At 63.7% G+C, this 14,593-nt stretch carries 12 protein-coding genes and 2 pseudogenes; 11 read left to right on the plus strand and 3 right to left on the minus strand.

Annotation, left to right across the window (positions count from 1 at the left end):
- The 6 genes and pseudogenes from ACFDTG_RS14000 to ACFDTG_RS14025 form a co-directional block, all read left to right on the plus strand.
- Positions 1-1,189, plus strand: a pseudogene (locus ACFDTG_RS14000) (glutamine-synthetase adenylyltransferase); the annotation flags it as partial.
- Positions 1,179-1,649, plus strand: coding sequence for a peroxiredoxin (locus tag ACFDTG_RS14005; protein ID WP_375291627.1), 471 nt, complete (start codon positions 1,179-1,181; stop codon positions 1,647-1,649). The pseudogene ACFDTG_RS14000 and the gene ACFDTG_RS14005, both read left to right, overlap by 11 nt.
- Positions 1,646-2,458: a ferritin-like domain-containing protein gene (locus tag ACFDTG_RS14010; protein WP_375291628.1), complete on the plus strand. Its 813-nt coding sequence runs from the start codon at positions 1,646-1,648 to the stop codon at positions 2,456-2,458. Before ACFDTG_RS14005 ends, ACFDTG_RS14010 begins: the two co-directional genes overlap by 4 nt.
- A 142-nt stretch (positions 2,459-2,600) precedes the next feature.
- Positions 2,601-3,281 (plus strand): M23 family metallopeptidase, encoded by a 681-nt coding sequence (locus tag ACFDTG_RS14015; RefSeq protein ID WP_375291629.1) that lies wholly within the window; start codon positions 2,601-2,603, stop codon positions 3,279-3,281.
- Positions 3,282-3,434: 153 nt separating this feature from the next.
- Positions 3,435-4,985, plus strand: a complete 1,551-nt coding sequence (locus tag ACFDTG_RS14020; protein ID WP_375291630.1) for an acyl-CoA synthetase — start codon at positions 3,435-3,437, stop codon at positions 4,983-4,985.
- A 346-nt stretch (positions 4,986-5,331) separates the two neighbouring features.
- Complete coding sequence (locus tag ACFDTG_RS14025; RefSeq protein WP_375291631.1) at positions 5,332-8,445, plus strand: type ISP restriction/modification enzyme; 3,114 nt, start codon at positions 5,332-5,334, stop codon at positions 8,443-8,445.
- Here the strand turns inward: ACFDTG_RS14025 and ACFDTG_RS14030 are convergent.
- Positions 8,442-9,329 (minus strand): UTP--glucose-1-phosphate uridylyltransferase, encoded by an 888-nt coding sequence (locus ACFDTG_RS14030; protein WP_375291632.1) that lies wholly within the window; start codon positions 9,327-9,329, stop codon positions 8,442-8,444. The genes ACFDTG_RS14025 and ACFDTG_RS14030 overlap by 4 nt on opposite strands.
- A 95-nt stretch (positions 9,330-9,424) precedes the next feature.
- Here ACFDTG_RS14030 and murA point away from each other — a divergent pair, with 95 nt between their 5' ends.
- Positions 9,425-10,708, plus strand: a complete 1,284-nt coding sequence (gene murA / locus ACFDTG_RS14035; RefSeq protein ID WP_375291633.1) for a UDP-N-acetylglucosamine 1-carboxyvinyltransferase — start codon at positions 9,425-9,427, stop codon at positions 10,706-10,708.
- 86 nt (positions 10,709-10,794) lie between these two features.
- Positions 10,795-11,019 (plus strand): hypothetical protein, encoded by a 225-nt coding sequence (locus ACFDTG_RS14040; protein ID WP_375291634.1) that lies wholly within the window; start codon positions 10,795-10,797, stop codon positions 11,017-11,019.
- 65 nt (positions 11,020-11,084) lie between these two features.
- Here the strand turns inward: ACFDTG_RS14040 and ACFDTG_RS14045 are convergent, their stop codons facing one another.
- Positions 11,085-11,333, minus strand: coding sequence for a ribbon-helix-helix domain-containing protein (locus ACFDTG_RS14045; protein WP_375291635.1), 249 nt, complete (start codon positions 11,331-11,333; stop codon positions 11,085-11,087).
- Entirely contained in the window at positions 11,330-11,980 is a 651-nt protein-coding gene (locus ACFDTG_RS14050) for an SOS response-associated peptidase (RefSeq protein ID WP_375291636.1), read from the minus strand. Before ACFDTG_RS14050 ends, ACFDTG_RS14045 begins: the two co-directional genes overlap by 4 nt.
- A gap of 187 nt (positions 11,981-12,167) precedes the next feature.
- On the opposite strand from ACFDTG_RS14050, the gene ACFDTG_RS14055 reads away from it, so the two are divergent.
- The 3 genes and pseudogenes from ACFDTG_RS14055 to ACFDTG_RS14065 form a co-directional block, all read left to right on the plus strand.
- Positions 12,168-12,581, plus strand: coding sequence for a TIGR01244 family sulfur transferase (locus ACFDTG_RS14055; RefSeq protein ID WP_375291637.1), 414 nt, complete (start codon positions 12,168-12,170; stop codon positions 12,579-12,581).
- Positions 12,582-12,820: 239 nt separating this feature from the next.
- Positions 12,821-13,483, plus strand: a complete 663-nt coding sequence (gene rpe, locus ACFDTG_RS14060) for a ribulose-phosphate 3-epimerase (protein WP_375291638.1) — start codon at positions 12,821-12,823, stop codon at positions 13,481-13,483.
- Positions 13,480-14,593 (plus strand): annotated as a pseudogene (locus ACFDTG_RS14065) (heparinase); the annotation flags it as partial. The gene rpe and the pseudogene ACFDTG_RS14065, both read left to right, overlap by 4 nt.

Below are 14,593 nucleotides of genomic sequence, written 5' to 3' on the forward strand. Positions count from 1 at the left end.
CGATTGCCTCACTCTCGCGCCGCCGCTCGCGGACGAGATCGCACGCCATCCGGAGCGGCTGGATGCGCTTATCGACCGCACTGCCTTCGCGCTACCCGGCGAGACGACCGAACTTGCCGAAGCGATGCGCGCTGCGGGCGGTGACAGCTATGAAGAGGCTCTCGATCGCATCCGTCTGGTGGTGGGAGACCTTCGTTTCGCGCTCGGCGTCCAGCTCATTTCCGCCGAACAGGATCCTCTGGCCGTCGCAAAAGCGCTGTCTCGCGTCGCGGAGGCAGCGATCCTTGTCGGCAAGGAGGCGGCCGAGCGTGAGTTCGCGCGGCAGCACGGCACCATCGCGGGCTGCGAACTGGTGGTGCTTGGCCTCGGTCGGCTGGGCGGCGGCGAACTGACGCATGCGTCCGACCTTGATCTCATATATCTCTTTACCGAAGGGGCGGAGGAATCGGATGGGCCGCGTCCATTGGGGCGCACGCTCTATTTCAACCGTCTGGCGCAGCGCATCGGCGGTGCGCTCAGTGTCCCGACTGCGGAAGGGGCGCTTTACGAGGTCGACACCAGGCTGAGGCCACAGGGCGCCCAAGGCCCGCTCGCAGTCGCTTTGTCGGCGTTCGCGCGATATCAGCGGGACGAGGCGTGGACGTGGGAGCACATGGCGCTGACGCGGGCGCGCGTGCTGGCCGGCTCGCCCGAGAGCCGCGCCGCGACCGAAGCGATCATAGCAGAGGTTCTGGACCAAACGCGCGATCCCGCCGTGCTCCGTACCGATGTGCTCCGCATGCGGGCCGAAATGGCCGCGCACAAGCCGCCACGCGGAACGCTGGACGTCAAGCTGATGCGCGGCGGCCTGGTCGATCTCGAATTCCTCGTGCACTTCCTGCAATTGCGCGAACGGACTGCCTTCGAACCGGATCTTTCGGTGGCAGCCGCCGCGCTGGCCGAACACGGACTTCTGCCAGCGACGCTCTGCGAACACCTGGGCCTGATGACCCGCGTGCTGGTGGGCGCCCGACTGCTCGCTCCTGACCTGACGGTGCCAGATGGCGCGGGGGGCGCCGTGCTTGCCCGGCTGGCTGGCTTCACGGACATCGCCGGTTTGCAAGCCGCTCTTGAGGTCGCGCGGCGGGGCGTGGCAGACGCGTGGGAGCAGGCATTCGATCAACCACTGAAGAGAGACGATGAAAGATAGACCCGGCGTGGGCGACCCCATGCCCGACATCGCCATGGAAACCCCGGAAGGCAGCACCATCAGGCCCGCGGACTTCGCCGGGAAACGGGCGGTGCTGTTCTTCTATCCCAAGGACATGACGCCCGGCTGCACGACCGAGGCTGTGGATTTCACGGCGCTCAAGCCGGAGTTCGACAAGGCGGGGGTGGAGCTGCTGGGTATCAGCAAGGATCCACCCGCGCGCCACCAGAAATTTATCGCCAAGCACGATCTGATGGTTCCGCTGGCCTCCGATCCGGAAGACGGCGGGCTATCCGATGCGCTGGGCATCTGGACCGAGAAGCAGATGTACGGGAAGCGGTTCATGGGCATGGTCCGCACGACATATCTGCTGGGAGCGGACGGTCGGATCGAGCGGATCTGGGACAAGGTGAAGGTAAAGGGGCACGCGCAAGAGGTGCTGGACGCCGCCACATCGTGAGCGAAAGCCGTGCCAGCGTCGGTGAAGCGATCCGTGCCGCGCTCCTGACCGGTGAGGCGGAGGCCAAGGTCTTCGCCGCGCGCAAGGTGGCGCGTGACTGGCGCCTTGGCCGGCTCACCCTGTCGTTTCCGCAGCCCATGCCCGATCGCCCCGCCTGGCCCGATGGGCTGCAGCCGCTACCGCCCGCGCAGATGGCCCGGCGCGGCAAATTCGGATCCGAGCGCGCCCGGATCGCGTTGTGGCACGCGCTCGCGCATATCGAGTTCGTCGCCATCGACCTGGCGCTCGATATGGCCGGGCGCTTCGGCGAGGAACGGGGCGCGGCGTTCGTCTCCGACTTTCTCCGGGTGGCGGCGGACGAGGCGATGCATTTCGCGCTTCTGTCTCGCAAGCTGAAAGCGCTGGGGAGCCACTACGGCGCTTTACCGGTGCATGACGGCCTCTGGCAGGCGTCCATGGATACCGCCCACGACGTCGCCGCGCGGCTCGCAATCGTGCCGATGGTGCTGGAAGCGCGTGGGCTGGATGTAACCCCCGCAATGATCGAACGTGTACGCCGCGCGGGCGATGAAGATGGCGTGCGGATCCTGGAGAGTATCCTTGACGATGAGATTCGCCACGTAGCGTTCGGCGTCAAACACCTCGACGAAGTGAGTGCTGAGCGCGACCGGTCGTCGCCCGAATTGTGGCAGGAATTGGTCGAAAAGCACTTCCACGGGCAAATGAAGCCGCCATTCAACGACTCGGCGCGCGAGGCAGCCGGTTTATCGCGGCGCTACATGCGGGGTATTGCGCTGTTAACCTTATGACCCCTAGCACCTAACTCATCGCAAGGCGGGGGGTTCCAGCCAAAGCGTGCAAGAGCCGGTCGGCATAGATCCGCGGGGGCGGACGCCGACCAGAATTTGGGTCACGGTCCTGAGGCCGTGGGGACGAGACGGGTCGTATTTTATGAAGAACACTTTCGCCAAGCTGAAGATCGCAGGCCTCGCCGCTCTCGCTGGCTTCACCACCATCGCCGCCGCACCGGCACAGGCCGAGAGCGCCGCCTATGTTGCTCCGGTCGCCGCGCCGGCAGCCGGTTCGGGCGTTTCGCAGGACGGCGCCGATCGCCAGTTCACGCAATTGTTCGCCAGCTGGGGCCGCACCCGCGCCAATCCGGTAACCCCGGCGGTGTCCGTGCCTTCCGTCGCTCCGCTCGCCTCTTACCGCATGAGCAGCGATTACGGCATGCGCGTCCATCCGGTGCTGGGCCGCCGTCAGGGTCACAAGGGCGTTGATATGGCCGCTGCCGAGGGTACGCCGGTCTACGCTACGGCCGATGGGATCGTCAGCCGCGCGTCGCGCTGGTCGAGCTATGGCAACTTCATCTCGATCGAGCATGGCGGCACAGTGCAGACGCGGTTCGCCCATCTTTCCGGATACGCGGTCTCCGAAGGTCAGCGCGTCCAGAAGGGCGATCTGATCGGATATGTCGGATCGACCGGCCGTTCCACCGGCCCTCACCTTCATTATGAAGTCCGTGTCGATGGCGAAGCCGTCAATCCGGTCGATTACATGACCGAAACCAGCGCCCAGGCGGCATTCGCGCTCGTCCACGGCGGTGGCAGCGCGCTGGGGGGTTCCAAGTAAGCAAGCTTCCCCGGACGGGAGCGTAGAAGGCGGCGGGGAAACCCGCCGCCTTTTTGCCATGCACGCGGAATTTCCTTGCCCACCGTGCCCAGCTGGTTAGGTTTCTCCTGGCAACCAGTCGGCCCCGCCACGAGGGCCGGGGAGAGGCCAGACATGCACCCGATCACGCACGCCGCAGCGCGTCCCGACCATCCCGCCATCATTCTGGCGGGCAGCGGCGAGACCGTCACCAACGCTCAGATGGATGCCACCGCCAATCGCTTCGCCCGCCTGTTGCGTGCGCGCGGCCTTGGGCGGGGCGATCATTTCGCCATCCTAATGGAGAACAACGCGCTCTACCTTCAGCTGGTCTGGGGCTCGCAGCGATCCGGGCAGATGATGGTGCCCATCTCCACCCGTCTGACCGGCCCCGAAATCGCCTATATCATGCAGGACGCCGGGGCGAAGCTGCTGATCACGAGCACAGGCTTCGCCGAGGTGACCGAGCATATCCGGGACGCATGCCCCGAGTGCGAGGTGCTCGTGCTCGGCTCCGGGGGCGACGACGATCTGGAGGCCGCGCTGGCCGGGCAGGATGCCGGGTCGCTGTCCGATCCGCTGCCCGGGCAATACATGCTCTATTCCAGCGGCACGACGGGCCGGCCCAAGGGGGTGAAGCCGCGCCCGCCCGCGGATGACGACATCCTGGCCGTCAATCCCCTGGTCGGCCTGGCGGTGATGGGCGTGGGCATGCCCGCCGACGGCAGCATGATCTACCTCTCCCCCGCGCCGCTCTATCATGCGGCCCCGCTCGGCTGGTGCACCACCGCGCACAGGCTGGGGGCCACGGTCGTGATCATGGACAAGTTCGACCCGGAGCAGGCGCTGGCCGCGATCGAGCGCTATGGCGTGACCGACAGCCAGTGGGTGCCGACCCACTTCATCCGCATGCTCAAGCTCGATGCCGAACTGCGCGGCAAATACGACCTGTCCAGCCATGCGCGTGCCATCCACGCGGCGGCGCCCTGCCCGGTGCCGGTGAAGCGCGCCATGATCGACTGGTGGGGCCCGATCATCGTCGAATATTATGCCGGGTCCGAGAGCATCGGCATGACGCTGATCAAGTCGGAGGACTGGCTGGACCACCCGGGCAGCGTGGGCAAGGCCGTCCACGGCAAGCTCCATGTCTGCGGGCCGGGCGGGGAAGAACTGGCCGCTGGCGAAGACGGGCTGATCTATTTCGAGAACGAGACCATCCCCACCTATCACAACGACCCCGTCAAGACCGCCGAGGCCATGCACAAGCGCGGCTGGATGACGCTGGGCGATATCGGCCATGTCGACGAGGGCGGCTATCTCTACCTGACCGACCGCAAGAGCCACATGATCATCAGCGGCGGGGTCAACATCTACCCGCAGGAGATCGAGAACCTGCTGGCCACCCATCCCAAGGTGATGGATGCGGCGGTGATCGGCGCGCCCGAGCCCGATCTGGGCGAGCAGGTGGTCGCGGTGATCCAGCCGGTGGACATGGCGGAGGCCGGCGACGCGCTGGAGGCGGAGCTGCGCGATTTCCTGGCCCCCAACCTCAGCCGCATCAAGATGCCGCGCCGGTTCGATTTCCGGCCCGACCTGCCGCGCGAGGCCAACGGCAAGCTCTACAAGCGCGAATTGCGCGACGAGTATGCCCGAATGGCAATTGCGGAGGGGGCGGCGGAGGGCTGACCGCACCCAATTCGCGGGGGGTTTCCGGAGGGAGACATGGACCGCTTGGACCACGGTCCAGGGGGAAGTTTTGTCACCTTGCGCGGGAATGGCGTCACCTTGGTCCAAAAACCGTCATTTTGCGCCATCGCAGTGTCACCTTGCGCGCGTGCCACGTCACCTTACGGGTGCCCGGTGTCACCTTGCGCAGGCGAAGTGTCATCCGTGCGGGCGCTTGCGGACGGGCGTTGCGGGGGGATCGACGAGAGGAAAGAGCCGGGCGCATCATACCACCGCGCGGCCTCTGTAGGAAAGCCCAACTTGCCAACGGCTTGCGGTGCAGGCAATCGGGCGCCGAGGGGTGACGATGAGCCGGCAACTAATCAACGAGTATCGCAGCGATCTTGACCGGATCATCAAGGTTGGCGGCACGCTGAACGAAGGCACGGTTCGCGACGCATTTCAGTCGCTGCTCAAGAGCTGGGGCCGCTCGCATGACCTCACCTACCTCTCGGAGCACAAGATCGTCACGCCCAAGGGCAATTCGATCTGGGTCGACGGCGCGCTGGTTTACGATATTCGCGTTCCCTTCGGCTATTGGGAGGCGAAAGACAGCCGCGACGATCTCGAAGAGGAAATCCGAAAGAAGGAAGCCAAGGGTTACCCCCGTACCAACATCATCTACGAGGACACCAGACGCGCAATCCTGATTCAGGATCGCCAGCGGGTCGCCGAGGCCGATATGGCCGACACGGACCAGCTCTATCAGCTGCTGACCAAGTTCTTTGCTTACGAACAGCAGGCGATCCGCGATTTTCGCAAGGCGATCGCTAAGTTCGCCGAAGACCTGCCCGCGATCCTCGATGCGTTGCGAACACGCATCCGCGAGAAGCGCGAGACCAGCCTGGATTTCGCGCATGCGGAGGAGGCTTTCCTCAAGCAGGTTAAGGAGACGATCAACCCGGCGCTGGAGCGGGCCGACGTCACCGAGATGCTGATCCAGCACATTCTGACGGCGGACATCTTCAATCGCGTGTTCGACATGCGCGATTATCATCACGACAACAATATCGCCAAGCAGCTCGACAAGCTGGACAACAAGCTGTTCGAATATGGCGACCGGCGTTCGCTGCTACAGGCGCTGCGGCCCTATTACACGGGGATCGAGGAAACCGCGCACCTGATCCAGAGCCATTCGGAAAAGCAGAACTTTCTCAAATCGCTCTACGAGAATTTCTACAAGGTCTATAATCCCAAGGCCGCCGACCGGCTGGGCGTGGTCTATACGCCGGGCGAAATCGTGCGGTTCATGATTCGCAGTGCGGACTGGCTTTGCGAGAAGCATTTCGGAAAGAATCTGATCGATCCGGGCGTCGAAATCCTCGACCCGGCGACGGGCACCGGCACCTATATTGTCGAGCTGCTCGAATATTTTCGCGGGCAGCCGGACAAGCTGCGTCACAAATACAAGGAGGAGCTGCACGCCAACGAGGTGGCGATCCTGCCCTATTACGTCGCCAACCTTAATATCGAGGCGACCTATCAGGCGATTACAGGGCAGTTCGCAGAGTTCGAAGGGCTTTGCCTGGTCGATACGCTCGACAATGTGGACGGCCTAGGCATCCATTCGGGACACCAGTTCGATCTGCTCGGCGGGTTGAGCGATGAGAATATCGAACGTGTAAAGCGCCAGAACCGGCGCAAGATCAGCGTGATTATCGGCAATCCGCCGTACAACGCGAACCAGCGGAATGAGAACGATAACAACAAGAACCGCGAATATCCGCATATCGATGAACGGATAAGAAGGACCTACATCAAGGAAAGCACGGCGCAGAAGACCAAGCTCTACGATATGTATTCGCGCTTTTATCGGTGGGCGAGCGATCGTCTCGGGGATGAAGGGATCATCGCATTCGTCACCAACCGGAGTTTCGTTGAAAGTCGCACTTTCGATGGCTTTCGCAAGATTATTGGCGAGAATTTCGCCGATATCTGGGTCTTGGACCTAGGCGGCGATGTCAGAGTTAATCCTAAGTTGTCTGGCACTGTCCACAACGTGTTCGGCATTCAGACGGGTGTCGCGATTATGTTTCTCGTTCGTAACCGAAAGAAGCAAAATAAATCGATAATCCATTACGCTCGTAGACCTGAAATGGAAACTGCGGAGGAAAAGCTAAGCTTTCTCGGAAATATTCAGCTTGCAAATTTACCGTGCGAGGTCGTTAAGCCAGATAGGTTGTATTCGTGGATAAACCAGGCTGACTTCGAAGATTGGGACCAACTTGTTCCGCTGGCGTCAAAAAGTGCCAAAAGTGCGAAGACGCGAACTGGTCAGAAAGCAATCTTTCAAACTTATTCTTTGGGCGTTGTGACTGCCAGAGATGACTGGGCCTACGACCGCTCACGGAGAGCGCTGTCCAAAAAGATACAATTCTTCATTCAATTCTATAATGAAGCGCTTGCGACCAAACGTTTTGATTCCGATAACGACACAACTATAAAATGGACCCGATCTCTTCGATGGCGCTTTGATGATGCGCTAACGCTAGAATTTGATCCCGGCAAAATACGGTCGGCCAATTATCGGCCTTTTGCGAAGCGCGAACTGTATTATGACTCGTCACTTAACGAGATGCAGAACCTCACTGGTGCGCTTTTCTCGGAAGCGGAAGGGAATCCTGCGATTACCATAATGGGCGACTCCACGGGAAAGCCCTATTTTTCGCTGGCGTTAGACAAAGTGCCGGACTTGAATTTTGTCAGTCCTGCCTCTGGTGGTAGTCAGACGCTCAGCCGTTTTCATTATAATAAATCCGGTGAGCGCATCGACAACATCACCGATTGGGCGCTCAACCGGTTCGTCAAGCAGTACGGCAAGAAGGCGCCAAAGCCGGATGGCGGAAAGCTGGAGATCACCAAGGACGCGATCTTCGCCTATTGCTACGCCGTCCTCCACGATCCGGTCTATCGTGAGAAATATGCGCTGAACCTCAAGCGCGAGTTTCCACGCATCCCCTTCTATCCCGACTTTGCGCAATGGGTGGAGTGGGGCGAGAGGCTGCTGGGCCTGCATATCGATTACGAGGACGTAGAGCCTTACCCGCTCGAGCGGGTAGATACGCCTCACCCCAAGCGCGCCGAGGGATCGCATCCCCGTCCCAAGCTCAAGAGCCAGTCCGAAAACGGCGTTGTCGTGGTGGACGAGGATACGCAGATCACCGGCATTCCGGCGGGCGCGTGGAACTATCGCCTCGGCAATCGCAGCGCGATCGACTGGGTGCTGGACCAGCACAAGGAAAAGAAACCGCGCGATCCGACTATCGCCGCGAAGTTCAACACCTATCGCTTTGCCGATTACAAAGAGAGCATGATCGAACTGCTCGCCAAGGTCGTGAAGGTCAGTGTCGAAACCAACGCCGTGACCGATGCGATGGCGGCGCTGGATCGGTCGGACTGGGAAGAAACGAAAAGCCCCTAACCCAACAACCGTTCCGCCATCGCCCTGACCTCCGCGCCCATGTCCTCACGCTCCAGCGCCAGGGCCAGGGTCGCTTCCACGAAGCCCAGCTTGCTGCCGCAGTCGAAGCGGCGGCCGGCGAAGGTGGCGGCGTGGAAGGGCTGGGTGCCGATCATCTTCGCCATGGCGTCGGTCAGCTGGATCTCGCCCCCTGCGCCTTTCCCTTGCGTTTCCAGCACGCGCATCACCTCGGGCTGGAGGATGTAGCGGCCCGACACGATCTTGTTGCTGGGCGCTTCGGCCACGGGGGGCTTTTCGACGAGGCCGGTCACTTCGGTCAGCGTGTCGGACACCTGCTTGCCCGGGGCGATCACGCCGTAGCTCGAAACCTCCTCCTGCGGGACTTCCAGCACGCTGATCAGGTTCCCGCCCACTTCGTTATAGGCTTCCACCATCTGCTTCATGCAGCCGGTGCCGCCGCCCTTGTTGGGGATCATCAGCTCGTCGGGCAGGAAGATGGCGAAGGGTTCGTCCCCCACGATGGCGCGCGCGCACCAGATCGCATGGCCCAGCCCCATCGGCACCTGCTGGCGCACGGTGATGATGTCGCCCGGCGTGGCGCGGGACGAATCGAGCACGGACAGGTCCTTGCCGCGCTCCTTCATGGTGTCTTCCAGCTCGTAGGCCATGTCGAAATGTTCGACGATGGCGGTCTTGCCGCGGCCGGTGACGAAGATCATCTGCTCGATCCCCGCCTCGCGCGCCTCGTCCACCGCATACTGGATCAGCGGGCGGTCGACCACGGCCATCATCTCCTTGGGGATCGCCTTGGTGGCGGGCAGGAAACGGGTGCCGAGCCCGGCAACGGGAAAGACGGCTTTCTTGACGGGCTTGTGACTGGTCATGATCGGTGTGTCCCCAACGGTTTGTGCATATGCGTGACGGGGCCATATGGCGGGGGCATTACAATTTCCAGCCCAGTCGCTAAAGCGGCCCGCATATGGACAAGCTCATCATCCGCGGCGGCAACCGCCTTTCCGGCACCATCCCCATTTCGGGCGCGAAGAATTCGGCGCTGACGCTGATCCCCTGCGCGCTGCTGACCGAAGAACCGCTGACGCTGCGCAATCTGCCGCGGCTGGCGGATATCGACGGGTTCCAGCACCTGATGAACCAGTTCGGCGTGACCACCGCGGTGCAGGGTTCGCGGCCGGAGGATTTCGGCCGCGTGATGACGCTGGAGGCGCCGCGCATCACCAGCAATGTCGCGCCCTACGATCTGGTCCGCAAGATGCGCGCCAGCATCCTCGTGCTCGGCCCGCTGCTGGCGAGGACCGGGGAGGCGACGGTCTCGCTGCCGGGCGGCTGCGCCATCGGCAATCGCCCGATCGACCTTCACCTGAAGGTACTGGAAGCATTCGGCGCCGAGATCGAGCTGGCGGCCGGCTATGTGAAGGCGATCGCGCCCGAAGGCGGCCTGCCGGGCGGGGAATATGATTTCCCCGTCGTCAGCGTGGGCGCGACCGAGAACGCGCTGATGGCCGCCGTGCTGGCCAAGGGCACCAGCAAGCTGTTCAACGCCGCGCGCGAGCCGGAGATCGTGGATCTGTGCAAGCTGCTGGTGGCGATGGGCGCGGAGATCGAGGGGATCGGCAGCTCCGATCTGGCGATCCACGGCGTGAAGCGGCTGCACGGCGCGACCTACCGCGTGATGGCGGATCGGATCGAGGCGGGCAGCTATGCCTGCGCGGCGGCGATCACCGGGGGCGATGTGCTGCTGGAAGGGGCGAGGGCGGACGAAATGGGCGCCACGCTCCACGCGCTGCGCAATATCGGGATCGACGTGACCGAGGAGAAGACCGGCGTGCGCGTGGCCGCCAACGGCCCGCTGAAACCCGCCAACCTCACCACCGCGCCCTACCCCGGCCTCGCCACCGACATGCAGGCGCAGCTGATGAGCCTGCTGACCGTGGCGGACGGCACCAGCGTGCTGACCGAGACGATCTTCGAAAACCGCTTCATGCACGTGCCCGAGCTCAGCCGCATGGGCGCGGATATTTCTGTGTCGGGCCGTACCGCCATCGTGAAGGGGGTTAAGCAGCTGACCGGAGCCGCCGTGATGGCGACCGACCTGCGCGCTTCGATGAGCCTCGCCATCGCCGCGCTGGCGGCGGAGGGGCAAAGCGAGATCCGCCGGATCTATCACCTCGATCGCGGTTACGAGCGCCTCGAAGAGAAGCTGCAACTGGTCGGCGCCGATATCGAGAGGGTGGGCGACGACTGACCGAGGTCGATACGCGAACAATCGCGGGAACAAGCGCGGGTCTGCTTCGTCCCTCCTGTGACAGGCAATTCACAGGAGAGCGAGATATGCTCAGGACCTTACTGCTCGGCGCACTCGGTTACGCCGGATACAAATATTACGAGAAGAACAAGGACGGCATCCACGCGGCCTTCGCCGGCAATCAGGGCAACGCCGATGTGCGCGATTCCGGCCCCTCGGCCATGCGCGACAAGCCCGCCCGCAGCTGGACCAAGACCGACGAGGAAAGCGACCAGAGCTTCCCGGCGAGCGATCCGCCCGCCAATTACTGATTTGACCTGAAGCACGGCTTCAGCAGAAGCGGGCGGGGCCATAGCGGCGCCGCCCGCTTTTCCTTTCAGCTTCCAACCTTGTCACCTGCGGAGGTCACCAGCCAGATCCGGATCGCGCCGGCCAGGCCCGGTGGCGTTTCGGCCTGGATGCGCTCGGCATCGATCCGCGCCACCAGCGCATTGACCGGCACCCCCTCCGCCTCCGCCGCTTCACGTAGCATGGTCCAGAACAGCGGCTCCAGGCTGATGGACGTCTTATGGCCCGCAATCTCCACCGAACGCTTCACCGGGGGGTGATAGGGGGCGTCTCTCACAGCAGGGTCGGCTCCGACGCATCGGCAGAGGGCCGGGGCGTTTCGTTTCTGCGGCCCCAGCGGTCCTGCGTTCGGCTCAGGATCAGATCACCGGGCCATGATCGGCAAAGCGCTCGCGCCGCGTCCGCATCCTCTCCCAGCCATTCGCCATAGGTTTCGGGCGCCAGCACCACCGGCATGCGCTCGTGCACTTCGCTCGCATGGTGGTTCGCATCGGTCATCACCAGCGAATAGACATCGCCCCACTCGTCCGACCCCCGCCACACGCCCGCACACCCGAAGATTTCTCCATGCGGCAGATTGAGCCAGGTGCAGGTCATCGCACCCTTGGGCCCCTCGGCCTCAGCCCAGGCAGTCATCGGAATCAGGCAGCGGCGTTCGGCAAAGCTCTGGCGCCAGAAGAAGCTGTCGAGCTTGTCGGTGCGGCAGTTGTTGACGGGCTTGGGCTTCAGCGGCTGCCCCTTCGCGCCCGTGCGCTGCAGCGGGAAGCCCCAGGTCATGCGCCGCACCTCCCCGTTCGCCACAACCAATCCGGGATAGCCGGGATAGACCTCGTCCCCGAAATTCGCGCCGCCGGTCGCATCGATGGCGTCGAACCAGGTGGCGACTTCGCTTGAGGGTTTGGTCATGCGATAGAGGTTGCACATGCCGCATGCTTTAGCATCCGGATGGCAAGTCGCGCTATCGATGTGTTCCTGGCATCGCGCGTTGCAATGAGGCCAACGGTCATGCTTGGGCGGCGCTCACTTTACCGCCACCAGCGGCGGCAGCCGCGATCTTTGTCATGGCGATGTTTGGCGATATGACCCCCGCGAAATTTACGGAAAGGCTGAGATGATGGACATCAGACAGATCGACCAGCGCTTCGCGGTCGCCCCGCAACTGCAACCCGAGGACATCGCGGCAGTTGCCGAGGCCGGATATACCACGCTTATCTGCAACAGGCCCGACGGGGAGGATCCCGGCCAGCCGACCTTCGACGCGATTGCCGAGGCGGCACGGGCGAGAGGAATGACGGTGCATCATATTCCCGTGTCCGGCGGCGCCTTCCCTTCGGATGCGATCGCAGCCTTTCGCGAGGCGCGACAGGCGGCGGAAGGGCGCGTGCTGGCGTACTGCCGCTCGGGGACGCGCTCGGCCACGCTTGATGCCCTGGCCAATCCCGATGCGCTTTCCGCCGACGTCCGGATCGAGCACGCTGCGGCGGCGGGATACGATCTCAGCCCGCTACGGCGGGCGCTCGGGTAAAGCTTCCTGAGCGGCGATCAATAGCCGCCATCCCGTGCGGGGCACTTGCTGACCGACCGAATGGTGGGCGAAGCGCTCAGACCGCCGGCTGGCAAAACCGATGCGGCCTGTGTCGGTCACCATCCGGCGCCCCGATCGCCCGGTTCGTCCTCCCGTCCGGGGAAAACCCCTGCCCTGCGCGTGGCCATCGCGCCTGCGCGCCCGTATCCTGAGTCACTCAATCGCCATCCGGATATGCAATGCCCCAGGCTCTCATCGCCCCGTCCATACTGTCGGCCGACTTCGCGAAGCTGGGCGAAGAGGTGCGCGCGATCGATGAGGCGGGGGCGGACTGGATTCACATCGATGTGATGGACGGGCATTTCGTGCCCAACATCACGATCGGTCCCGCGGTGGTGAAGGCCCTGCGTCCGCACACCGCCAAGCCCTTTGACGTTCATCTGATGATTGCGCCAATCGATCCCTATCTGGAAGCCTTCGCGGAAGCAGGGGCCGATATCATCACCGTGCATCCCGAGGCGGGGCCGCACATCCACCGCACGGTCCAGGCGATCAAGGCGCTTGGAAAGCAGGCCGGCGTGGTACTGAACCCCGGCACCCCGGCAAAGATGCTCGACTATCTGATCGACGAGGTCGATCTGGTTCTGGTGATGAGCGTCAATCCCGGGTTCGGGGGACAGAGCTTCATCGCCAGCCAGCTTCGCAAGGTCGAGGCGATCCGCAAGATGATCGACAAATCCGGTCGCGATATCCGCCTGGAAGTGGACGGCGGCGTGGATGCGCGCACCGCACCGCAATGCGTTTCCGCCGGCGCCGATGTCCTTGTCGCCGGATCGGCCAGCTTTCGCGGCGGTCCGGAAAAATATGCCGCCAACATCGCCGCGCTGAAGGAGGCTGGATGAAACACGAGACATTCCTGCTGGAGGAAGGCGAGCGGAAGCAGCGGGAGGCTCGGGAGCGTCCGCCTGTGGGTCAGGCGCAGCCGGCGCTGCCGCTGACCAGGGGCTCGCGAGAACCGCACGCACGCCGGCCGGAATTGCCCGCCGAGAAAACCGCCAATAGCGATGGCGAAGACCATCTCGACCCGGCGCGAGCGCTGGTGTCGTCGGATTTCGCGCCCCGGCATGGAAGTCCGCTCGATGCGGTGATCGGCTGGGCCTACCGCTTGGGCGTGCCCGGCCCGGTCCTCGCCGCGCCGCTGCGCAAGCCTGCGAAGATGCGCCTGCTTTCCACCGTCGACACCCCGCTGGAGGGGGATCGCGCGCGCGGCACAGCCGTCAGAGCGGGGCATTTCCTGATCGAAGGCATGAAGATGCCCTTGTCGGAGGTCGACTACACCCCATCGGCACGACTCGCGCCGCCGGTGACCAAGGTCGTGCATGGCTTTACCTGGCTGCGCGATCTGGCTGCTGCGGCGCCGCGCGAAAGTGCAGCCGGGATCGCAGAAAAGCTCGCGGTACGCTGGCTCGATGCGAATGAAGAGGTCGGGAAGGGTGTCGGCTGGACGGTCGAGCGCACGGGTCAGCGGCTGCTTGCCTGGCTCGTGCACGGACCTTTCGTGCTATCGGGAGAAGATCCGGCGGTTCGCCCGCGGATGCTCCGGGCGATCGAAGACCACGCACGCTGGCTCGATCGCCAGGCCGGCAAGGAACAGGATCGGTTCGCCGCGCTGATCGGATGGGCCGCCGTGACGGCTGCGGGACTGCTGCTGCCCGATGGCAAGCCGCGCCGGATCCATGGCGAAGCGGGTCTGCTCCGCGCACTGGGTGAAGTCGCGAGCGAGGATGGCGGCACGCTGTCGCGCAGCCCGATCGCGCAGATGGAGGCGATCGCGGTGCTGGTCGACCTGTCCGCCTGCTACGATGCGGTTGATTGCACACCGCCGGTGGCGTTGGGGGCCATGATCGATCTGCTGGTCCCGCCCCTGCTCGCGCTGCGTCATGGTGATGGCGGGCTGGGATCCTGGCAGGGAGCGGGTGCGACCTCGGCGCAAGCGCTCGCCCGGCTGATCG

The organism is Qipengyuania sp., assembly GCF_042095715.1.
Taxonomy (GTDB): Bacteria; Pseudomonadota; Alphaproteobacteria; order Sphingomonadales; family Sphingomonadaceae; genus Qipengyuania.